General features: G+C 61.8%; 15 protein-coding genes. 7 read left to right on the forward strand and 8 right to left on the reverse strand.

The features are described from left to right. The first annotated feature begins 57 nt into the window (after positions 1–57). Together eno and ftsB are read left to right on the forward strand one after the other, a co-directional pair. Positions 58–1,347, forward strand: a complete 1,290-nt coding sequence (eno, locus tag AC1PQG_RS09385) for a phosphopyruvate hydratase (protein WP_481122301.1) — start codon at positions 58–60, stop codon at positions 1,345–1,347. A 47-nt stretch (positions 1,348–1,394) separates the two neighbouring features. Then, positions 1,395–1,670 carry a cell division protein FtsB gene (gene ftsB, locus AC1PQG_RS09390; protein WP_481122302.1) on the forward strand — a complete coding sequence of 92 codons (276 nt, stop codon included), beginning with the start codon at positions 1,395–1,397 and terminating at the stop codon, positions 1,668–1,670. A 156-nt stretch (positions 1,671–1,826) separates the two neighbouring features. On the opposite strand, the gene AC1PQG_RS09395 is transcribed toward ftsB, so the two are convergent. The 4 genes from AC1PQG_RS09395 to AC1PQG_RS09410 form a co-directional block, all read right to left on the reverse strand. Beyond that, positions 1,827–3,464, reverse strand: coding sequence for an ArnT family glycosyltransferase (locus tag AC1PQG_RS09395; RefSeq protein WP_481122303.1), 1,638 nt, complete (start codon positions 3,462–3,464; stop codon positions 1,827–1,829). Positions 3,465–3,553: 89 nt separating this feature from the next. Further along, the gene (gene rpmE / locus AC1PQG_RS09400) at positions 3,554–3,772 is read right to left on the reverse strand and encodes a 50S ribosomal protein L31 (protein WP_481114558.1); all 219 of its coding nucleotides are present in this window, start codon (positions 3,770–3,772) and stop codon (positions 3,554–3,556) included. A gap of 97 nt (positions 3,773–3,869) precedes the next feature. Beyond that, on the reverse strand, positions 3,870–5,132 hold the full coding sequence (locus AC1PQG_RS09405; RefSeq protein ID WP_481122304.1) for a peptidase U32 family protein: 1,263 nt from the start codon (positions 5,130–5,132) through the stop codon (positions 3,870–3,872). Between the two features lie 28 nt (positions 5,133–5,160). Beyond that, the gene (locus AC1PQG_RS09410) at positions 5,161–6,162 is read right to left on the reverse strand and encodes a DnaJ C-terminal domain-containing protein (RefSeq protein ID WP_481122305.1); all 1,002 of its coding nucleotides are present in this window, start codon (positions 6,160–6,162) and stop codon (positions 5,161–5,163) included. A 53-nt stretch (positions 6,163–6,215) separates the two neighbouring features. Between AC1PQG_RS09410 and AC1PQG_RS09415 the strand changes: the two genes are divergently transcribed. Then, a complete protein-coding gene (locus tag AC1PQG_RS09415) occupies positions 6,216–7,430 on the forward strand; it encodes a right-handed parallel beta-helix repeat-containing protein (RefSeq protein ID WP_481122306.1) in 1,215 nt (404 codons plus the stop codon). Here AC1PQG_RS09415 and AC1PQG_RS09420 read toward each other — a convergent pair. The 3 genes from AC1PQG_RS09420 to AC1PQG_RS09430 form a co-directional block, all read right to left on the reverse strand. Further along, positions 7,427–8,959, reverse strand: a complete 1,533-nt coding sequence (locus AC1PQG_RS09420) for a SpoVR family protein (RefSeq protein WP_481122307.1) — start codon at positions 8,957–8,959, stop codon at positions 7,427–7,429. The genes AC1PQG_RS09415 and AC1PQG_RS09420 overlap by 4 nt on opposite strands. Further along, a complete protein-coding gene (locus AC1PQG_RS09425) occupies positions 8,956–10,224 on the reverse strand; it encodes a YeaH/YhbH family protein (RefSeq protein ID WP_481122308.1) in 1,269 nt (422 codons plus the stop codon). The genes AC1PQG_RS09420 and AC1PQG_RS09425 overlap by 4 nt, the downstream gene beginning before the upstream one ends. 64 nt (positions 10,225–10,288) lie before the next feature. Continuing rightward, positions 10,289–12,211, reverse strand: a complete 1,923-nt coding sequence (locus AC1PQG_RS09430; RefSeq protein WP_481122309.1) for a PrkA family serine protein kinase — start codon at positions 12,209–12,211, stop codon at positions 10,289–10,291. A gap of 387 nt (positions 12,212–12,598) precedes the next feature. On the opposite strand from AC1PQG_RS09430, the gene tig reads away from it, so the two are divergent. From tig to lon, 4 genes are all read left to right on the forward strand, one after another. Then, positions 12,599–13,900, forward strand: coding sequence for a trigger factor (gene tig / locus AC1PQG_RS09435; protein WP_481122310.1), 1,302 nt, complete (start codon positions 12,599–12,601; stop codon positions 13,898–13,900). 21 nt (positions 13,901–13,921) lie between these two features. Continuing rightward, positions 13,922–14,566, forward strand: a complete 645-nt coding sequence (gene clpP, locus AC1PQG_RS09440) for an ATP-dependent Clp endopeptidase proteolytic subunit ClpP (protein WP_481114550.1) — start codon at positions 13,922–13,924, stop codon at positions 14,564–14,566. A 38-nt stretch (positions 14,567–14,604) separates the two neighbouring features. Then, a complete protein-coding gene (gene clpX, locus AC1PQG_RS09445; protein ID WP_481114549.1) occupies positions 14,605–15,876 on the forward strand; it encodes an ATP-dependent Clp protease ATP-binding subunit ClpX in 1,272 nt (423 codons plus the stop codon). An 86-nt stretch (positions 15,877–15,962) separates the two neighbouring features. Beyond that, on the forward strand, positions 15,963–18,380 hold the full coding sequence (gene lon, locus AC1PQG_RS09450; RefSeq protein WP_481122311.1) for an endopeptidase La: 2,418 nt from the start codon (positions 15,963–15,965) through the stop codon (positions 18,378–18,380). 162 nt (positions 18,381–18,542) lie between these two features. On the opposite strand, the gene AC1PQG_RS09455 is transcribed toward lon, so the two are convergent. Then, entirely contained in the window at positions 18,543–21,677 is a 3,135-nt protein-coding gene (locus tag AC1PQG_RS09455) for an efflux RND transporter permease subunit (protein ID WP_481122312.1), read from the reverse strand. Between the last annotated feature and the right edge of the window lie 3 nt (positions 21,678–21,680).

Here is a 21,680-nt window from a genome sequence, read left to right on the forward strand (position 1 = left end):
GGTATCATTGCCACCGGTTTCAATTCAGTAATTCAAAGTAAATAAGAGAGGAAGTTAATGAGCGCCATTGTTGATGTCATTGCCCGTGAGGTTCTCGATTCCCGCGGCAATCCCACCGTAGAAGCCGATGTGCTGCTGGAATCCGGCGTGCTGGGGCGTGCGGCTGTCCCGTCCGGCGCCTCCACCGGTTCCCGCGAAGCGATCGAGCTGCGCGATGGTGATGCCGGTCGCTATCTGGGCAAGGGCGTGCTGCAGGCGGTCGAAAACGTCAACACGGAAATCTCCGAAGCGCTCATCGGCCTCGATGCTGAAGAGCAGGCTTTCATCGACAAGACCCTGATCGACCTCGACGGCACCGACAACAAATCCCGTCTGGGCGCCAATGCATTGCTGGCTGTCTCCATGGCTGTGGCCAAGGCTGCTGCCGAAGAGGCTGGCCTCCCCCTGTACCGCTACTTCGGCGGTTCCGGTGGCATGTCCCTGCCGGTGCCGATGATGAACGTCATCAACGGCGGCGCTCACGCCAACAATTCCCTGGACATCCAGGAGTGCATGATCATGCCGGTTGGCGCCAAGAGCTTCCGCGAAGCCCTGCGTGCCGGCGCGGAGATCTTTCACCACCTGAAGAAGATCACCGACAAGAAGGGCTACCCGACCACCGTGGGCGACGAAGGTGGTTTCGCCCCCAACGTCTCCGGTACCGAAGAAGCCCTCAACCTGATCCTCGAAGCCACGTCCAACGCCGGCTACGAGCCGGGCCGCGACATCGTGCTGGCTCTCGACTGTGCCGCTTCCGAGTTCTACAAGAACGGCAAGTACGAGCTCGTGGGTGAAGGTTTGTCCCTCAGCGCCGAAGGCTTCACCGATTACCTCGCCACACTGGCTGACAAGTTCCCGATCATCTCCATTGAAGATGGCATGGCCGAAGGTGACTGGGCTGGCTGGAAGACCCTCACCGATCGTCTGGGCAAGCGTGTTCAGATCGTCGGCGACGACCTCTTCGTCACCAACACCCGCATCCTGAAGGAAGGCATCGACAAGGGTATCGCCAACTCGATCCTCATCAAGATCAACCAGATCGGCACTCTGACCGAGACCTTCGCTGCTGTCGAAATGGCCAAGCGCGCCGGCTACACCGCGGTGATCTCCCACCGTTCCGGTGAAACCGAGGACTCCACGATCGCCGATATCGCTGTTGGCCTCAATGCGATGCAGATCAAGACCGGTTCGCTGTCCCGTTCCGATCGTATCTCCAAGTACAACCAGCTGCTGCGCATTGAGGAAGATCTCGGCGAAACCGCCTTCTACCCGGGCCTCTCTGCGTTCTACAACCTGCGTTCCCGTTAATCATACTTCTCTTGCCCGGCTGTGCAACGCAGCCGGGCTTGTCTCCCATGCGCTGGCCAGCCATTGTTCTCGCTCTTCTGGTAGTTGTCCTGCAGTATCCCTTGTGGATCGGCAAGGGCGGCTGGCTGCGTGTCTGGGAGGTCGAGCAACAGCTTGCCGCCCAACGAGAGGGTAATCGCAAGCTGGAGCAGCGCAATACCGGCCTTGAGGCCGAAGTGCGCGATCTGAAGTCCGGTTATGAGGCGGTGGAAGAGCGTGCCCGCTTTGAATTGGGTTTGACCAAGTCGGACGAGATCTTCGTTCAGACGCCTCCCTCGAAGTAATTCCTAGAAGGTTAGCCCTTTGTTGCGTTGCTTGCGCCGTTTCGGCGGACAACGGCGGCTGTGCTGGTCCCGCTCCCTGTCTTTTTGCTGCCAGGTGAGTGTCTCGTCGTTTGCAGGATTGGCGTGACGCGCGCGGCACGAGTCACGCCGCAGGCTTCAGTTACGTTGGTAGAGCTTGAAGATCTCCGTCTTTCGTCCGCCTCCTAGGCGGCGTTGCCAGATGGGGTTCCACTCATCCTTGGTGATGTTCGGCGAGCTGTTTGCCGTAGCGTAGGTGAGCAGCAGATCGCACTGTTCCTGGCTTCGGTAAGAGACCGTCCGGATACCCGAGAAGTAGTCCAGGGCTGCCCGTTGAGTGTCCCCGATGCCGGCGCGCTTGATGCAGTTGTAGCTGCGTCCATCAAGCGCCTTGGCGAGTTCGCTCGCCACGGGCTGATAGTTCTTGGTGTAAGCGAACCACGGTTGCCAGAGAGTCACGGCCAGGCACCAGAGTAGTGTCAGTCCCAGCGCCCAATTGGTCGCGCCGCGCATCGGGCCGCGACGGGTCACAATCGGCAGGGCAAGCAGGGCTGCGCTCAGAATGAAGCCAACCGCAGCGCCGCCGATGATGGACTCCTCCGGGAAGTCGGGTGCAATCCGCGCCACCTGACGCGCCAGCCCCGGGGGCCAGCCAAAGTGCAGAGCGCTCCATCCCAGCCATACCAGCAGGCCGAAGAAGCTGAAGGTCATGACGCCAAACCAGTCGAACGCATTGGCCGCGCCGCGCCGGAGGCTCTCTACGCCAAGTGCAGCCAACAGGCACAGCGGCGGCAGAATGGGCAGCATGTTGGCTGGGCGAATGCTGCCGGTCAGTGCCGTGAACAGGATTGCCAGGATGCTTGCCAGTATTGGCAGCGTCAATTGCGGGCTGCCCAGTCGCAACTGTTGGCGGTTGCGCCACACAGCCCATCCGGCGATTGGCCACAGGGGCCAGGAGAACCAGCCGAGTAACTGGATCAGTTTGTTGAAAGCGGTCAGGTTGGCCAGATGGGGGCGGATGCTGGCATATTCGTCATGCCACCAGAGGGGAATTTCAGTCGGATGGTTGATGGCAACGGCGCCCAGCCAGATACCCGCGATTGTCGCCGTGATTCCGAGGCTCAGCAGCGTGCTCAGAATGCCATTGCGGCATCGATGGGAAGGGCAGAGGGCTGGGCCGAGGAGAATCAGCGGCGTCGTGAGTACAAGGCCGGATAGGCCGCCTGCAAGGAAGGCGATGCCACTACCGGCTCCCATCTGGAGTGCGGCACGCCAGGGACGCTCGGTCTGTTCGGCCAGGCCTGCGTAGCACAGGGCCATGCCGGCGAGTTGGGCCAGGATGGGCTGGGTCTCGTGGGCGTGCACGACGAGTCCAAGGGCTCCGAGTCCAAGCAGGATGGCGGGGGCGAAACTGTTGGGGCCGTACATGCGGCGGGCGGCGAGGCCCGTCCAGTACAAGGTGGCTGCCGTGAATACGCTGCTGGCGAGCCGTGCCGCATCATGGACCGGAAGTATCCCGCCAAACACTTTGGCGAGCCCTGCGCCAAGCCAGTAGTACAGCGGCGGATTTTCCCGGTAGATCTCGCCGGCGATCTCCGGCAGGAGCCAATTGCCGCGGCTCAGGATGGCGTGGATGGGGCCGAGGTGCGTGAGATCGTCACCTCGCCAGGGCAGGTGTCCTGTCGTGCCAACCAGCAGGTAAATGGCAAGGAGAGCGAGCAACGACCATCCTTGCAGTGGGGTTGGCAGGGAAAAGCGTGAGCTGGCGTCGGACATGGGAGGCAGGCAGATCGGTTTTGTTGCAGGCAATAAAAAAAGGCAGCCGCAGCTGCCTTTTTTCGGGAGTTACCGATAAAACGCGGTAATTAGCCCAGGCGCTGAACGGAACCGTATTTCTGACGGAAGCGCTCGACACGGCCAGCGGTGTCAACGATCTTCTGCTTGCCAGTGTAGAACGGATGGCAGGCGGAGCAGACTTCCACGTGGTATTGGGGCTTGCCCATGGTGGAACGGGTCATGAAGACGTGGCCGCAGGAGCAGGTCACTTGCACTTCGGTGTAGTTAGGATGGGTATCGGCTTTCATCGCGGGTCCTTTGTGTAGTACGTGGGTGGTGAATTTGGCCACCCGGAAGCCGACCATTCTGAACTATTTCAGTGTCTTGTGCAAGATTGCCGCGGGCTTACAGGAAGCGGGCGACAAAGGCGCCGATACTGTCCGGCGGGAGCGGTAGCCATGCCCGGTGGTCGCTGCCCGGCACGCGCTGGATCTCGGTGCCGTCGGCAGTGAGCAAGCGGGTGACGCCGACTTCCCGATTGCCGTTCGGATGGATCAGCTCCAGGCGGTCGCCGACGGAGAATGCATTCTTGGACGCGATCTCGGCCAGGCCTCGCTCGTGGTCGTAGCCGACGACGTCGCCGACGTAGAGGCTGCGGTTCGATTCCGAGTGGCCACGCAGGTAGTTCTGGGTTTCGTGAGGCGTGTGGCGCTGGTAGAAACCGTCGGTGTAACCCCGGTTGGCAAGTCCTTCGAGCTGGCCAAGCAAGACCGGGTCGAGGCCGCGGCCGGCGACGGCGTCGTCAATGGCCTGGCGGTAGGCCTGGCAGGTGCGCGCGACGTAGTAGGGGCTTTTTGTGCGGCCTTCGATCTTGAAGGAGTCGATGCCGATCTCGGTGAGGCGCTGGACGTGCTCGATGGCGCGCAAGTCCTTGGAGTTCAGGATGTAGGTGCCGTGTTCGTCCTCTTCGATGGGCATGTACTCTCCGGGACGCTTGTGGGGCTCTTCCAGCAGATGTACATCGCCAGTGCCGCAGCTCTTGGCTTCGTGGGTCTTGAAATCCCAGCGGCAGGAGTTGGTGCAGCTGCCCTGGTTGGGATCCCGATGGTTGAAGTAGCCCGACAGCAGGCAGCGCCCGGAATAGGCGATGCACAGCGCGCCGTGGATGAAGACTTCGAGTTCGGTGTCGGGGCAGTCCTGGCGGATGCTCGCAATCTCGTCCAGGGACAGCTCGCGGGACAGGATCACCCGCAAGATGCCGGCCATCTTCCAGAAACGCACGGCGGCTGCATTAACGGTGTTGGCCTGCACGGACAGGTGGACTGGCATGTCCGGGAAATTCTCACGGACCATCAGGATCAGGCCTGGGTCCGACATGATCAGGGCGTCGGGCTTGAGGGCGATGACCGGTGCGATGTCCTTGATGAAGGTCTTGATCTTGGCCCCGTGGGGATAGATGTTGGCGACCACGTAAAAGCGCTTGCCGAGCGTGCGGGCGCGCTGGATGCCGTCGGCGAGGACCGGCAGGTCGCCGAAGTCGTTGTTGCGCACGCGCAGGGAGTAACGTGGCTGGCCGGCGTAAATGGCGTCGGCGCCAAACGCGAAGGCGGTGTCGAGCATGGCCAGCGAGCCGGCTGGTGCGAGAAGTTCCGGGTGTTTCTGAGGCATGAAAGGTATTCGGGGTTGGGGCGATGGGTCAGCGGTTTTCCAGCATCTCTTTCCACTGGGCGAGCGCAGGGCTCTGGGACTCGAGTTGGTGCTGAAGAACCTGTTCTGCCATTTCGAGCATGGCTTTTTGTTCCTTGCTCAGGAAGCAAGGGTATTGGGGGGCGAGGTGTATCACGAGGTCGCCGGCATGCCTGCGGCCCCGGCCGGGAAAGCCGGCCTGGGGAACGCGGATCGGCTGTTTGCCAGCCATTTCCGGTAGCAGGACTTCCCGTAGACCGTCGAGGTCGGGCGCTTCGATGGTGCCGCCGGCGAGGAGTCGAAAAATGCTGACCGGCACCGTGACGTGGATGTCGTGCCGGTCGAGACGGAACAGGGCGTGGGGACGGGTCCGGATCGTCAGGTAGAGGTCGCCTGGCGCGCCGCCTTCGGGGGCCGCTCCGCCTTGTCCGGCAATGCGCAGTTCGTCGCCAGGCAACATGCCCGGGGGCAGACTGACTGCGAGCTGGCGTTCGGCTGGGTGCCAGCCCCTCCCGTCACAACTCGGACAGCGGTGATCGGTGGTGAAGCCCTTGCCGTGACAATGGGTGCACGGCTTGAGCCCTGCCTTGCCGCGCAACCGCCCGCTGCCGTGACAATGGGGGCACATGGTAGTGCGGCCATAGTTGCGTTGGCCGCTGCCGTCACAGTCGGCGCAGTCGACACGGCCGTCGAGGGTGATCGAGATTGTTCCCCCGCGGGCCGCTTCGAGCAGGTCGACGGCAACTTCCATGCGGCGATCTTCGCCCTTGGCGGGCGCGGGATCGGCGGGCGTGCTGTCAGCCTCGTCGGCTTTGGCTTCGATCTCGGGTTCCGTTGGACGCGTCAAGCGTTCGAATGCCTCCCGGACGCGCCGGAACTCCTCGTGGGCTTCCGGCGCCGGATTGCGGTCCGGGTGCCAGCGCATGGCGAGGCGTTTGTAGGCGCGTTTGATCTCTGCGGCGCTTGCGTCGGGGGCAACGCCGAGAATTTGGTGGAAGTTTACGGCGGACATTTCGCTATTCTAATCGGCGGACGTCGATTGAGGGTCGGGATGGGAGTGTGCGGATGAATGTGATGCAGAGCTTGGTGTTGGCGGTGATGCTGTGGCTTGTCGGTGGAGCGGGGTGGGCGGCAACGTTACGGGTGGGGCCAAATGAGTCCATCCGCAGAATCGCCGAGGCTGCGCGAGTAGCCAGGGATGGTGATGTCGTGGAAATCGTTGCGGCTAACTATCAGGGGGATGCGGCGGTAGCCGTGTGGCCCCAGGCTCGCCTGACGATTCGCGGTGTCGGTGGCCGCCCGGTTCTGGTGGCGGCTGGGCAGAGTGCCGAGGGCAAGGGCATCTGGGTCGTGCGTGGCGCCGATGTACTCATCGAGAACATCGTCTTCCGGGGCGCGCGGGTGCCGGATCTCAACGGCTCGGGTATCCGTCACGAGCAGGGGCGGCTGACGGTGCGGAACTGCCTGTTCGACGACAACGAAATGGGCATTCTGACGGCCAACCGGGATTCTCTGACACTGACCGTCGAGAACTCGGAGTTTTCCCATGGTGTTCTGGCGACGCCCCGTTTGAGTCACCTGCTTTACGCAGGACGTATCGCTCGCCTGGAGGTTCGTGGCAGCTACTTTCATCACGGCTTGATCGGCCATCTGCTGAAGAGTCGGGCACGTTTCAGTCTGATCGAATACAACCGGCTGACCGACGAGAACGGAGGACGAGCGAGCTATGAACTGGAGTTTCCCAATGGTGGCGTGGCGATAGTGATCGGTAACCTGATTCAACAGTCGGCGGCTACTGAAAATAAACGCATGGTCGCCTTCGGGGCAGAAGGCCTGACGTATGAGCGGAATAGCGTCGTTCTTTCCAGCAATACCCTTGTGGATGGGCTGCCGGCGGGCGGGGAGTTTCTGGCGGTGTGGACACCCGAGCGTGTCGAGGTGAGGACGTTCAACAACTTGCTGGTCCGTACCTGCGATGGATTGATGTGCGTCGAAAAGCAGTTGAGAGAGGCGGGCAGCCGTATTCAAAAGGGGCAGTTGCCGTGGCGCGATGGAGTCTTCCCTGCAGAGTTCGGGAATCGACTGATCTCCAGGGCAGATGCCGGTTCGCTTCTGGCTCCTGGTGCCTACGGCTCCCCACTGAAGGATGGCCCCGGGCCGGTGGCCCCCGGTAGCTTGGAAGGCGTTTCTCTCGTTCCCAGCAGAGAGTACGTGCATCCTGCTCAGAGCCGGGCGCTGCCGGATGGCTTGCCGGCCGTGCCCGGGGCGTTCCAGCCTTAGGTGTCGGTCTTGCGCCTTTCCTGGCGGCATTCGTGCAGGATTTCCACCGAGCCATCCTCGCGGGCGACTTCCATGCGCACGGCGAACCCCCACAGGCGGGCGACGTGTTTCAGTACTTCGTCCGCGTCGCCGCTGAGCGGACGGCGCTGGTAGGCCTGGTGACGTAGCGTCAGTGAGCGGTCGCCGCGCAGGTCCACATTCCAGACCTGCAGATTGGGTTCGCGGCTGCCCAGGTTGTAGTTGTCGGACAGAATCTCTCGTACCCGACGGTAACCTTCTTCGTCATGGATCGCAGATACCTTGAGCTTGGACTCCTTGTCGTCGTCCAGGATCGCGAACAGGCGGAAGTCGCGCATGACCTTGGGTGACAGAAACTGGGCGATGAAGCTCTCGTCCTTGAAGTTGCGCATCGCGAAGTCGAAGGTTTCCCGCCAGTCGCTGCCGGCGATGTCCGGAAACCAGTAGCGATCCTCGTCGGTGGGGTTTTCGCAGATCCGGCGGATGTCCTGCCACATCGCAAAGCCCAGCGCGTAGGGGTTGAGGCCGTGATACCAGGGTTCGTTGTAGCTGGGTTGATAGACAACGTTGGTGTGGGAGTGCAGGAACTCCAGCATGAAGTTGTCCGCGAGCAGGCCTTCGTCGTATAGCGTGTTGATGAGGGTGTAGTGCCAGTAGGTGGCCCAACCTTCGTTCATGACCTGGGTCTGGCGCTGCGGGAAGAAGTACTGCCCGACCTTGCGGACGATGCGCACCACTTCGCGTTGCCAGGGTTCGAGCAGCGGTGCGTTCTTCTCGATGAAATAGAGCAGGTTCTCCTGGGGCTCCGAGGGAAAGCGCCGCTGCTCCACGGCCTGGGTCTTGACGTGGGCCGTTGGCAGCGTCCGCCACAGGTCATTGACCTGGCTCTGCAGGTACTCGGCGCGCTCCCGCTGGCGGGTCAGTTCCTTGTTGAGGGACAGCTTTTCGGGACGCTTGTAGCGGTCGACCCCGACGTTCATCAGTGCGTGGCAGGAGTCGAGCAGCAGTTCGACTTCCTCCTCGCCGTAGCGCTCCTCGCACTCGGTGAGGTAATTCCGGGCGAAGATCAGGTAGTCGATGATCGCGTCGGCATTGGTCCATTGCTTGAACAGGTAGTTGCCCTTGAAGAAGCTGTTGTGGCCGTAGGCCGCGTGGGCGATCACCAGTGCCTGCATCGTCATGGTGTTTTCTTCCATGAGATAGGCGATGCAGGGGTTGGAGTTGATGACGATCTCGTAGGCCAGCCCCATCTGCCCGCGTCGGTAGCTTTTTTCTGTCTGCAGGAAGCTCTTGCCGAAGGACCAGTGGTGGTAATTGACGGGCATGCCCACCGACGAGTAGGCGTCCATCATCTGCTCGGAAGTGATCAGCTCGATCTGGGTGGGATAGGTGTCCAGCCCGTAGTTCCTGGCCACACGGTCGATCTCGGCGTGGTAGGCCTCGATCAGTTCGAATGTCCATTCGCCGGGGGCGGGCAGGGGCTGTTTCCGTTTTTGTCTTTTCGCGCTCATACGAGTTTCTTCTTGAAAAGTTCCCGGAACACCGGATAGATGTCCGGCAGGCCCTCGATGTGCTGCATGGCGAAGTTGGGATGGGCGCCGATCAGCTTTTCGTATTCCCGCCACAGGTTCTGTGGTTCGCCCGGCGTGATCTCGATGTAGGCGAAGTACTGGACGAAGGGCAGGATGGTGTCGGCGAGCAGTTCGCGACAGTGCGGCGAGTCGTTCTCCCAGTTGTCACCGTCGGAAGCCTGGGCGCCGTACACGTTCCAGGCTCCGTTCAGGTAACGGGCGTGCAGGATGTCCTTCATCATCTCGAGCGCGCTGGAAACGACCGTGCCGCCGGACTCGCGGGAGTGGAAGAAGTCCTCCTCGTTCACTTCCTTGGCGATCGTGTGGTGGCGGATGAACACCACTTCGATGTGCTCGTAGGTGCGCGTCAGGAACAGGTAGAGCAGCATGAAGAAGCGCTTGGCCGTGGCCTTCTTGTCCTCGTCCATCGAGCCCGACACGTCCATGATGCAGAACATCACGGCCTGGGTGGTCGGCTTGGGCACCTTGATCCGGTTGTTGTAGCGCAGATCGAAGGTGTCGATGAAGGGGATGGCCTCGATCTTGGCGCGCAGGATACCGATCTCGTCCTTCAGCTTGAGGACTTCCGGATCGTCCTCCGGGCGCGTTTCAAGCAGTTCGTCGAGTTGCTGCTGAAGCTCCCGCAACTGGCCGCGATAGGGAGAGCCGAGGGCCAGCCGGCGGCCCAGTGCGCCGCGCAGGGAGCGGACCACGTTGATGTTGGCCGGCGTGCCGTCGTTGGTGAAGCCGGCGCGCTGGCTCTTGTACTCGTGGATGCGGGCAAGCTGGGTCTTGACCAGGTTGGGCAGGGCCAGGTCGTCGAAGAAGACGTCGAGGAACTCCTCGCGTGACAGGTTGAAGACGAAATCATCCTCACCTTCGCCGTCCTTGCTGGCCTTGCCCTTGCCGGTTCCGCCCCCGCCGCCGCCCTGCGGCCGGTTGATCTGGTCACCTGACGAGAACTGGTCGTTGCCGGTGAAGACGTTTTCCCAAATGCCGCCGCGGCCATGATGGAATTGCGGCTCAGACAGGTCCTTTGACGGAATGGTGACACTCTCGCCGTTGTCCAGATCCTTGATGGAGCGGCCGGATATTGCGTCGGCCACGGCTTCGCGGATCTGGTTCTTGAAGCGGCGCATGAATCGCTGCCGGTTTACAGCACTCTTGTTCTTGCTGTCGAACCGGCGGTCGATGATACGAACCATTCGAGCCTCCCGAATTGTTGGCGTTCACCGCCGGCCGCCCAGTCGGGCGCCGGCGAGCGGACGATCAAGACGACTTGCGGACGCGCAAATACCATTCGCACAGCAAGCGTACCTGCTTCTCGGTGTAGCCCTTTTCGATCATGCGATTGACGAAGTTCTGGTGCTTCTTCTGTTCGTCCCCGCTGGCCTTGGCATTGAAGCTGATGACCGGCAGCAGGTCCTCGGTATTGGAGAACATCTTCTTCTCGATGACGGCCCGCAGCTTCTCGTAGCTGGTCCAGCTGGGGTTCTTGCCGCTGTTCTTGGCGCGCGCCCGCAGCACGAAGTTGACCACCTCGTTGCGGAAGTCCTTCGGGTTGCTGATGCCAGCCGGCTTCTCGATCTTCTCGAGCTCGTCGTTGAGCGCGTTGCGGTCGAGGATCTCGCCGGTGTTCTGGTCGCGGTATTCCTGGTCCTGGATCCAGAAGTCGGCGTAGGTGACGTAGCGGTCGAAGATGTTCTGGCCGTACTCGCTGTAGCTTTCGAGATAGGCTGTCTGGATCTCCTTGCCGATGAACTCGGCGTAGCGGGGGGCGAGGAACTCCTTGATGAAGGCCAGGTAGCGGGCTTCGTTCTCCGGCGGGTACTGTTCCTGGGCGATCTGCTGTTCCAGCACGTACATCAGGTGTACCGGATTGGCCGCGACTTCCCGGTGGTCGAAGTTGAAGACCTTGGACAACACCTTGAACGCGAAGCGGGTGGACAGGCCGTTCATGCCTTCGTCCACACCCGCGTAGTCGCGGTATTCCTGATAGCTCTTGGCCTTGGGGTCGGTGTCCTTCAGGTTCTCGCCGTCATAGACACGCATCTTGGAGAAAATGCTTGAGTTCTCGGGTTCCTTGAGCCGCGACAGCACCGCAAACTGGGCCATCATCTTGAGGGTATCCGGGGCGCAGGGGGCGTTGGACAGGGAGCTGTGGGCCAGCAGCTTGTCGTAGATGCGGATCTCGTCGGAAATCCGCAGGCAGTACGGCACCTTCACGGTGTAGATGCGGTCGAGGAAAGCCTCGTTGTTGCGGTTGTTGCGGAAGGCCATCCACTCGGACTCGTTGGAGTGGGCCATCACGATGCCGTCGAAGGGGATCGCGCCGAAACCTTCAGTGCCCTTGTAGTTGCCTTCCTGGGTCGCAGTGAGCAGCGGGTGCAGCACCTTGATCGGCGCCTTGAACATTTCGACGAATTCGAGCAGGCCCCGGTTGGCCAGGCACAGGCCGCCGGAGTAGGAGTAGGCATCCGGATCGTCCTGGGAGTACTGCTCCAGCTTGCGGATGTCGATCTTGCCGACGAGGGACGAGATGTCCTGGTTGTTCTCGTCGCCCGGCTCGGTCTTGGCAACCGCGATCTGGCGCAGCACCGAGGGGCGCAGCTTGACAACACGGAACTTGGTGATGTCGCCGTTGAACTCGTGAAGGCGCTTGACTGCCCACGGGCTCATGATGGTGTTGAGGTAGCGGCGCGGAATCCCGTAGTCGTCCTCCAGGATCGCCCCGTCCTCGACCGAGCTGAACAGGCCCAGCGGCGACTCATGCACCGGCGAACCCTTGATCGCGTAGAAAGGGATCTTCTCCACCAGGCTCTTCAGCTTTTCGGCCAGGGAGCTCTTGCCGCCACCGACCGGGCCGAGGAGGTAGAGGATCTGTTTCTTTTCCTCCAGTCCCTGCGCCGCATGTCGGAAATACGACACGATGTTCTCGATCGATTCCTCCATTCCGTAGAAGTCACGGAAGGCCGGGTAGATCTTGATCATCTTGTTGGAAAAAATGCGCGACAGGCGCGGATCGAGCCGGGTGTCGACGAGCTCCGGTTGGCCGATGGCCTGCAGCATGCGCTCGGCGGACGTCGCGTAGGCCACGGGATCGGACTTGCACAGTTCCAGGTATTCCTGGACAGACATTTCCTCTTCCTTGGCGGACTCGAAGCGGGCCTGGAAGCTGGTAAAGATACTCATCTAAGGTCTCCTGGGGCACGGACCCGGACCGGGGCGCCGGGGTCGCCATGTATGTACTGGACATACGGTTGATGACGCAGATACTTGAGCACCTCGTGAAGCTAGTCGCACTTGCCGTGGAGGCTGACGGACACGGCCATTTCATTCCGTGTGATAGCAGAAAGATAAATGGAGTTCCGCATTGCGTGGGGCAGTTTTTCACATCTACCGCCCTAAAGCCAAGCACTGGCGCGGGGGCTGCGGATGGAGCAAAGGCCTGTGTTAGACTAAAGGTTTTTCCGACGACTCCGTCCGGCAGGAGGAGATAGACGGCACATGTTTTGCTACGTGTTGTCTGTCCTGCTTGCGGAGCGTTTTTGTCAAGAACGATCAGGGAATTATCTTTTCATGAGCAACCAGGTTACCGTGAGCGCGCTCGAGCGCCGTATCGACATGTCCGTGCAGCTGTCCGAAATCGACAAGGACGTCGAAGCGCGTCTGAAGCAGATGGCTCGTACCGTCAAGATGCCGGGCTTCCGTCCGGGCAAGGTGCCGTACCGTCTGGTCGCCCAGTCCTATGGCCCGCAGGCCCGCTCCGAGGCTATCGGTGCTGCCGTCGAAAAGGCCCTTGGCGAACAGATCCGCGCCCAGAGTCTGCGCGTGGCCGGCTACCCGAGCATCGAGCCGAAGGAATCCACCGCGACCGACGTGCTGGAATTCAGCGCCGTTTTCGAGGTCTACCCGGAAATCGTGATCAGTGACGTGAGTGGCCAGGAAGTCGAACGTCCCCAGCTGGCCGTCGGCGACGCCGAAGTGGACAAGACGCTGGACGTGCTGCGCAAGCAGCGCACCACTTTTGTGCCCGTCGAACGTGCTGCCCAGGACGGCGACCGCGTGACGGTGGACTTCACCGGCCGCAAGGATGGTGTTGAGTTCGACGGCGGCAAGGCGACCGACTTCCCGTTCGTGATCGGCGGCGGCCAGATGCTCAAGGATTTCGAAACCGCTGTGCTGGGTCTGAACGTCGGCGAGAGCAAGACTTTCGACATGACCTTCCCGGCTGACTACCACGCTGCTCATCTGGCTGATCAGACCGTGCAGTTCGAAGTCGTGCTGAAAAAGGTCGAAGAGCCCAAGCTGCCCGAGATCGATGCGGAGTTTGCCCGGTCCCTGGGCGTCGCCGACGGCGACGTGACCAAGATGCGCGAAGAAGTGAAGGCCAACCTGGAGCGCGAAGTGAAGCGCCGCGTGCAGGCCAAGCTGAAGGAGCGTGTGATGAACGTGCTGATCGAGACCCATCCGATCGAAGTGCCGAAGGCGCTGGTCGAGCAGGAGTCCAATCAGCTGGCCGAGAACGCCAAGAAGGATTTCGAAGCCCGCGGCATGAAGACCAAGGACCTGCCGATCGAGCCCGCCTGGTTTGCCGAGCAGGCCGTGCGTCGCGTCAAATTGGGTCTGATCATGTCCGAGCTGGTCAAGAGCAAGGACCTGCTGGCCAAGCCCGAGCAGATCCGTGCCGTGATCGAAGATTTTGCAGCAAGCTACGAAGACCCGACTGAGGTCGTGAGCTGGTACTACTCGCAGCCCCAGCGCCTGGCCCAGGCCGAGGCTCTGGTGATCGAGGACAATGTGGTCGAGTGGGTCGTCAGCAATGCCAAGACGACCGATGTCGCCACTTCTTTTGACGACTTGATGGGTAATGCGGCTTAATTCCGCGGAAGGCAACGGCAAATGAATCCCTTTACACCCCCGAATTCCCGTACTGACTGGGACCCGGTCGGCCTCGGCCTGATCCCGATGGTTGTCGAACAGAGCGGCCGCGGTGAGCGCTCGTACGACATCTACTCGCGTCTTCTCAAGGAGCGGGTGGTGTTCCTGGTTGGTCCGGTCAATGATGTAACGGCCAACCTGATCGTTGCCCAGTTGTTGTTCCTTGAGTCGGAGAACCCGGACAAGGACATCTTCTTCTACATCAACTCCCCCGGCGGTTCGGTCACCGCAGGGATGGCGATCTACGACACCATGCAGTTCATCAAGCCCAATGTCAGCACGCTGTGCATCGGGCAGGCTGCGAGCATGGGCGCCTTCCTGCTGGCGGCCGGCGAGAAGGGCAAGCGTTTCTCGCTGCCCAACTCGCGGATCATGATTCACCAGCCGCTGGGCGGTTTCCAGGGCCAGGCGTCGGATATCGAAATCCATGCCCGCGAAATCCTGTCCCTGCGCGCCAAGCTCAACGACATGCTGGCCAAGCACACCGGCCAGGCCGTCGAACAGATCGAGCGCGACACCGATCGGGACAACTTCATGTCTTCGGAAGAAGCCGTCCGTTACGGCCTGGTGGACAAGGTCCTGACCAGCCGCAACGACGTGGTTTGATGGTCTTCTAGCTTCAAGTACAGAGAGAAAGGGCAGTAATGGCGGACAAGAAAACAAGCGGTGAAAAGCTCTTGTATTGCTCGTTCTGCGGCAAGAGCCAACACGAGGTCCGCAAGCTGATCGCGGGTCCGTCCGTGTTCATCTGCGATGAGTGCATCGAGCTCTGCAACGACATCATTCGCGATGAGATTACTGCAGACACCGGTGGTGCCAAGGGTGTCAAGGGCGAGTTGCCGTCTCCGAAGGAGATCAGCGCGATCCTCGACCAGTATGTGATCGGCCAGGCTTCGGCGAAGCGCATCCTCTCCGTGGCGGTGTACAACCACTACAAGCGGCTGCGCCACCTGTCGAAGACCCATGACGAAGTCGAGCTGTCGAAGAGCAACATCCTGCTGGTCGGCCCGACGGGCTCCGGCAAGACCCTGCTCGCCCAGACCCTGGCACGCCTTCTCAATGTGCCCTTCGTGATGGCGGATGCGACGACTCTCACCGAAGCCGGTTATGTCGGCGAGGACGTCGAGAACATCATCCAGAAGTTGCTTCAGAAATGCGACTATGAGGTGGACAAGGCCCAGCAGGGCATCGTCTACATCGACGAGATCGATAAGATCTCCCGCAAGTCCGACAATCCGTCGATCACCCGTGACGTGTCCGGCGAAGGCGTGCAGCAGGCGCTGCTGAAGCTCATCGAAGGCACCATCGCGTCGGTTCCGCCGCAGGGCGGCCGCAAGCATCCGAATCAGGATTTCGTGCAGGTGGATACCACCAACATCCTGTTCGTCTGTGGCGGCGCCTTCGACGGCCTCGACAAGGTGATCCGCAACCGTACCGAGAAGGTCGGTATCGGTTTCGGCGCGGAAGTGAAGAGCAGCGAGAACAAGGATCTGTCCGAGTCCCTGCGTGAAGTGGAACCCGGCGATCTGATCAAGTTCGGCCTCATCCCCGAACTGATCGGTCGTCTGCCGGTGGTCGCGACGCTGCAGGAGTTGGACGAAGATGCGCTGATCCAGATCCTCATCGAACCGAAGAACGCGCTGATCAAGCAGTATCAGAAACTCTTCTCGATGGAAGGCGTCGAACTCGAAGTGCGTCCGGCGGCCCTGCAGGCGATTGCCCGCAAGGCGCTGAAGCGCAAGACGGGTGCCCGCGGCCTGCGCTCGATTCTCGAAGCCACGCTGCTGGATACGATGTACGAACTGCCTTCCATGGAAAATGTTTCCAAGGTAGTGATCGACGAAGGCATGATCGATGGCAGCGCCAAACCGATCCTGATGTACGCCGATCAACCCAAGGTCTCCGGCTCCAACTGACATCAAGCAGAAGTTTTTCGCAGGACTGCTTGAATTGATGTCGCTAGGGCCCCATATGGGGCCTTAGTGCCTTTAAAGGAATAATCATGTCGAGCACGCTTGACCTCCCCGAAGAACAGATCGAACTCCCGCTGCTGCCGCTGCGCGACGTAGTGGTGTTTCCCCACATGGTGATCCCGCTGTTCGTGGGGCGCCCCAAATCCATCAAGGCGCTCGAGAACGCCATGGAGGCCGGCAAGAGCATCCTGCTGGTGGCTCAGAAGTCCGCTGCGAAGGACGAGCCGTCGGCGGAAGACCTTTACGATCTCGGTTGTATCGCCAACATTCTGCAGATGCTCAAGCTGCCTGACGGCACCGTGAAGGTGCTGGTGGAAGGTGTGCAGCGTGCCCGCGTGGTGTCCGTCGAAGACCTGCGCACCCTGTTCGTCGCCAAGGCCCAGCCGATGCCGCTGGCCGATGTGCCGAACAACGAAGTCGAGGCGATGCGCCGGGCCATCATCAGCCAGTTCGACCAGTACGTTAAGCTCAACAAGAAGATTCCGCCGGAAATCCTCAGCTCCCTGTCGGGCATCGAGGAACCGGGTCGGCTTGCCGACACCATCGCCGCGCATCTGCCGCTGAAGCTCGAGCAGAAGCAGGAAATCCTCGAGATGTTCGATGCCGGTCAGCGTCTCGAGCGCCTCCTCAACCAGCTCGAAACGGAGCTGGACATCCTCCAGGTCGAAAAGCGCATCCGTGGCCGCGTCAAGCGCCAGATGGAGAAGAGCCAGCGCGAGTACTACCTCAACGAGCAGGTCAAGGCCATCCAGAAGGAGCTCGGCGAGGGCGAGGACGGCGCCGATCTCGAGGAGATGGAGAAGAAGATCAAGGCTTCCGGCATGACCAAGGAAGCCACCGCCAAGGCCCAGGCTGAGCTCAAGAAGCTGCGCCTGATGTCGCCGATGTCCGCCGAGGCGACCGTGGTCCGCAACTACATCGAGACCCTCGTCGGCCTGCCGTGGAAGAAGAAGTCGCGCATCAGCAAGGACCTGGCTGAAGCCGAGAAGGTTCTCGACACCGAGCACTATGGCCTCGAGAAGGTCAAGGAACGCATCCTCGAGTATCTTGCCGTGCAGCAGCGTGTCGACAAGCTGAAGGCGCCGATCCTGTGCCTCGTCGGCCCCCCGGGCGTCGGCAAGACCTCCCTTGGCCAGTCGGTGGCCCGTGCCACCAACCGCAAGTTCGTGCGCATGAGTCTCGGCGGTGTCCGTGACGAGGCCGAGATCCGTGGTCACCGTCGGACCTACATCGGCTCCATGCCGGGCAAGATCCTGCAGAACATGTCCAAGGTTGCAGTGCGCAACCCGCTGTTCCTGCTCGACGAAGTGGACAAGATGGGCCAGGACTTCCGTGGCGATCCGTCTTCGGCGCTGCTCGAGGTGCTCGACCCGGAACAGAACTCGACTTTCGTGGACCACTACATCGAGGTGGAATACGACCTGTCGGATGTGATGTTCGTGGCCACCGCCAACACCCTCAACATCCCGGCGCCGCTGCTCGACCGGATGGAGGTGATCCGCCTGTCCGGCTACACCGAAGACGAGAAGGTGAACATCGCCCAGCGCTACCTTGTTCCGAAGCAGATGAAGAACAACGGGATCAAGCGCGAGGAACTGTCGGTCACCGAAGACGCGATCCGCGACATCGTCCGCTTCTACACTCGCGAAGCGGGTGTGCGCGGTCTCGAGCGCGAAGTGTCCAAGGTCTGCCGCAAGGTCGTGAAGGCGCTGGTCCTCGGCAAGCGCAAGGCCAAGGTGATCGTCAATGCCAAGACCCTCGACAAGTACCTGGGTGTGCGCAAGTACTCCTACGGCGTTGCCGAGAAGGAAAACCAGATTGGCCAGGTTACTGGCCTCGCCTGGACCGAAGTGGGTGGTGAACTGCTGACCGTCGAAGCGGTGGCACTGCCGGGCAAGGGCAAGATCATGACTACCGGCAAGCTCGGCGAGGTCATGCAGGAGTCCATCCAGGCGGCTCTGTCGGTGGTGCGTCGGCGTTCCAAGTCCCTGGGCATCCAGGAGGATTTCTACCAGAAGTCCGACATCCACATCCACCTGCCGGAAGGCGCGATTCCCAAGGATGGTCCGTCGGCGGGTATCGCCATCAGTACCGGCCTGGTGTCCGTGCTGACCGGTATTCCGGTGCGCTGCGATGTGGCGATGACTGGCGAAATCACGCTGCGCGGCGAAGTCCTGCCCATCGGCGGCCTGAAGGAGAAGCTGCTGGCTGCCGTCCGTGGCGGCATCCGTACGGCGCTGATCCCCGAGGAAAACGTCAAGGACCTCACCGACATTCCGGACAACGTGAAGAACGCGCTGGAGATCATCCCGGTGAAGTGGATCGACCAGGTGCTCGAGCACGCGCTGGAGCGCAAGCCGGAGCCGCTGCCGGACGTGCCGGCTGCCGAGGTGGCTGTTGCCGCTCCGGCGGAGACCCCGGACAACGGCGGGGTCGTGAAGCATTGATCGGCTTGTCTGTCGCCTGCATCAACTCGTCGGGTTGATGTAGGACTTCAGGTCAATAAAAAGGCCTTGAGCGGCTTGCCGTCGCTCGAGGCCTTTTTGTTTTCTGCTTTTTTTGCGGTGTTTTCAGGTGCGGCCCGAAGCGTAGTGACTTCGGGCTGCTCTTCAGTTTTCCAGGCTTCGTGCCAGCCGCCATTGCTTGACCAGCGCGTAGATCGCCGGGATCACTGCAAGGGTCAGCACTGTGGAGGAAATCATGCCGCCGACCATCGGTGCGGCGATGCGGCTCATGACTTCGGAGCCGGTGCCGGTGCTCCACATGATCGGTAGCAGGCCGGCCATGATCGCGACGACGGTCATCATCTTCGGGCGCACGCGTTCGACGGCGCCTTCCATCACCGCTTCGTACAGGTCGCCAACATGGGGTGTCCGGCCTTCCGCGCGGCATTCGGCCTTCACGGCCTCCCAGGCGTGGTCCAGGTATATCAGCATCACCACGCCCGTTTCCGCCGCGACACCGGCCAGCGCGATGAAGCCGACGGCGACTGCGACGGACAGGTTGTAGCCGAGCAGCCACATCAGCCATACGCCGCCGACCAGCGCGAAGGGCACCGACAGCATGACGATTAGCGTTTCGGTGATGCGCCGGAAGTTGAGGTAGAGCAGCACGAAGATGGTCAGCAGAGTGATCGGGATGACGATCTTCATCTTTTCGACGGCCCGCTCCATGTACTCGAACTGGCCGCTCCAACTCACGTAGTAGCCCGGCGGAAACTTGATCTGGTCGGCGACGGCCTTCTTCGCGTCAGCTACGTAGCCACCGATGTCGCGGTCGCGGATGTCCACATAGATGTAAGCGGAGAGCAGCGCGTTCTCGGTGCGGATGCCCGGTGTGCCCTTGGCGATGCCGACACGGGCGAGTTGGCCGAGCGGCACCATCGCGCCGCCCATCGTCGGCACCAGCACCTGGCTGGCGATCTGCTGGGGATCGGAGCGCAGTTCGCGCGGGTAGCGCACCGTGACGCCAAAACGCTCGCGGCCTTCGACGGTGGTGGTGACCATCTCGCCGCCGAGCGCGCTGGCGATGACGTCCTGCAGGTCACCGACGGCGAGGCCGTAGCGGGCCAGTTGTTCCCGGTCCGGCTCGATGTCCAGATAGAAGCCGCCAGTGATGCGCTCGGCGAAGGCGCTCGTGGTGCCGGGCACTGTTTTCACGACCGCTTCGATCTGCTTGGCGAGTTTCTCCATCTCGTCCAGGTCCTTGCCGAAGACCTTGATGCCGATCGGCGTGCGGATGCCGGTGGACAGCATGTCGGTGCGGGCCTTGATCGGCATCGTCCACGCATTGGCCACGCCGGGGAACTGCAAGGCCTTGTCCAGTTCGGCGATCAGCTTGTCGGTGGTCATGCCTGGCCGCCATTCGGACTGTGGCTTGAGGTTGATGACGGTCTCGAACATCTCCGGCGGCGCCGGGTCGGTGGCGGTGTTGGCACGGCCGGCCTTGCCGAACACCGACGTCACCTCGGGGAAGCTCTTGATGATTTTGTCCTGGGTCTGCATCAGCTCGGCGGCCTTGGTCATCGACATGCCGGGCAGGGACGTGGGCATGTAGAGGAGGGTGCCTTCGTTCAGCGTGGGCATGAATTCGGAACCCAGGCGGGACGCCGGATAGACAGACACGATCAGGGTGAGTACGGCCAGTGCGATGGTCAGCTTCTTCCTGCGCATCACCGTGGCGATGATCGGCCGGTACAGCCAGATCAGCGTCCGGTTAACCGGGTTCTTCGCCTCCGGCATGATCTTGCCGCGGATGAACAGCAGCATCAGCACCGGCACCAGCGTTACCGACAGCAGCGCCGCAGCGGCCATCGAGAAGGTCTTGGTATAGGCCAGCGGCGAGAACAGGCGGCCTTCCTGGCCTTCCAGCGTGAACACCGGCAGGAAGGAGACGGTGATGATCAAGAGCGAGAAGAACAGCGCCGGGCCGACCTCCTTGCAGGCGGCCAGCATCGCCTCGAAGCGCTCGGCGGTGGAGTGCCCTTCCGGCAGGCGCTCCAGGTGCTTGTGGGCGTTCTCGATCATCACGATGGCGGCGTCGATCATCGCGCCGATCGCGATGGCGATGCCGCCGAGGCTCATCAGGTTGGAGTTCATGCCCAGCAGGCGCATGGCGATGAAGGCCATCAGCACGCCCACCGGCAGCATCAGGATCGCCACCAGCGCGCTGCGCACATGGAGCAGGAAGACCACGCAGACCAGTGCCACGATGAGCGACTCCTCGATCAGTGTGCTCTTCAGGGTTTCAATGGCGCGGTGGATCAGCTCGGAGCGGTCATAGACGGTCTGTACCGACACGCCCTCCGGCAGGCCGGGGCCGATCTCGGCGATCTTGTCCTTCAGGTTGTGGATGACCTCCAGTGCGTTCTGGCCGTAGCGGGCCATCGCGATGCCGGCCACCACTTCGCCGTCGCCGTTCAGCTCGGTGAGGCCGCGACGTTCGTCCGGTGCGAGCTCGACGCGGGCGATGTCGCGGACCAGCACCGGCGTGCCGCCCTCGGCCTTGACCACCAGCGCCCCGATGTCGTCCTTGCCGCGCAGGTAGCCCTTGCCGCGCACCATGTACTCGGTCTCGGCCATTTCCACCACGCGGCCGCCCACGTCGCGGTTGGAGTCGCGGATCACCTGGGCGACCTTCATCAGCGGAATGCCGTAGGCGCGCAGCTTCACCGGATCGACGGTGACCTGGTAGGTCTGCACGAAACCGCCGATGGACGCCACTTCGGCGACGCCGTGGGCCTTGGCCAGCTGGTAGCGCAGGTACCAGTCCTGGATCGTGCGCAGCTCGGCGAGGGTCTTCTCCTTGGCGATCAGCGCGTACTGGTAGACCCAGCCGACGCCGGTGGCGTCCGGCCCGATCTGCGGTGTCACGCCCTTGGGCATGCGTCCGGCGGCGAAGTTGAGGTACTCGAGGACCCGCGAGCGGGCCCAGTAGATGTCGGTGCCGTCCTCGAAGATCACATAGACAAAGGAAGCGCCGAAGAAGGAGAAGCCCCGCACCACCTTCGACTTGGGCACCGACAGCATGGCCGTGGTGAGCGGGTAAGTCACTTGGTCTTCGACCACCTGGGGCGCCTGGCCGGGGTATTCGGTGTAGACGATGACCTGCACGTCGGAGAGGTCGGGCAGGGCGTCGATGGGTGTGCGCAGCACCGCGAAGACGCCGGCGAGGACGATGAATAGCGTGGCGAGCAGGATCAGGAAGCGGTTGCGCCCCGACCAGTCGATGAGCTTGGCGAGCATGAG

The organism is Zoogloea sp. GDB6 (assembly GCF_056724105.1).

Excerpts from the sequence above, each read along its gene's own strand:
- AC1PQG_RS09420 (WP_481122307.1), bottom strand. The coding sequence starts at position 8,959 with ATGAGCGCGAAAAGACAAAAACGGAAACAGCCCCTGCCCGCCCCCGGC.
- AC1PQG_RS09415 (WP_481122306.1), top strand. The coding sequence starts at position 6,216 with ATGAATGTGATGCAGAGCTTGGTGTTGGCGGTGATGCTGTGGCTTGTC.
- tig (WP_481122310.1), top strand. The coding sequence starts at position 12,599 with ATGAGCAACCAGGTTACCGTGAGCGCGCTCGAGCGCCGTATCGACATG.
- clpP (WP_481114550.1), top strand. The coding sequence starts at position 13,922 with ATGAATCCCTTTACACCCCCGAATTCCCGTACTGACTGGGACCCGGTC.
- eno (WP_481122301.1), top strand. The coding sequence starts at position 58 with ATGAGCGCCATTGTTGATGTCATTGCCCGTGAGGTTCTCGATTCCCGC.
- AC1PQG_RS09425 (WP_481122308.1), bottom strand. The coding sequence starts at position 10,224 with ATGGTTCGTATCATCGACCGCCGGTTCGACAGCAAGAACAAGAGTGCT.
- clpX (WP_481114549.1), top strand. The coding sequence starts at position 14,605 with ATGGCGGACAAGAAAACAAGCGGTGAAAAGCTCTTGTATTGCTCGTTC.
- AC1PQG_RS09455 (WP_481122312.1), bottom strand. The coding sequence starts at position 21,677 with ATGCTCGCCAAGCTCATCGACTGGTCGGGGCGCAACCGCTTCCTGATC.
- ftsB (WP_481122302.1), top strand. The coding sequence starts at position 1,395 with ATGCGCTGGCCAGCCATTGTTCTCGCTCTTCTGGTAGTTGTCCTGCAG.
- rpmE (WP_481114558.1), bottom strand. The coding sequence starts at position 3,772 with ATGAAAGCCGATACCCATCCTAACTACACCGAAGTGCAAGTGACCTGC.
- AC1PQG_RS09405 (WP_481122304.1), bottom strand. The coding sequence starts at position 5,132 with ATGCCTCAGAAACACCCGGAACTTCTCGCACCAGCCGGCTCGCTGGCC.
- AC1PQG_RS09410 (WP_481122305.1), bottom strand. The coding sequence starts at position 6,162 with ATGTCCGCCGTAAACTTCCACCAAATTCTCGGCGTTGCCCCCGACGCA.
- AC1PQG_RS09395 (WP_481122303.1), bottom strand. The coding sequence starts at position 3,464 with ATGTCCGACGCCAGCTCACGCTTTTCCCTGCCAACCCCACTGCAAGGA.
- AC1PQG_RS09430 (WP_481122309.1), bottom strand. The coding sequence starts at position 12,211 with ATGAGTATCTTTACCAGCTTCCAGGCCCGCTTCGAGTCCGCCAAGGAA.
- lon (WP_481122311.1), top strand. The coding sequence starts at position 15,963 with ATGTCGAGCACGCTTGACCTCCCCGAAGAACAGATCGAACTCCCGCTG.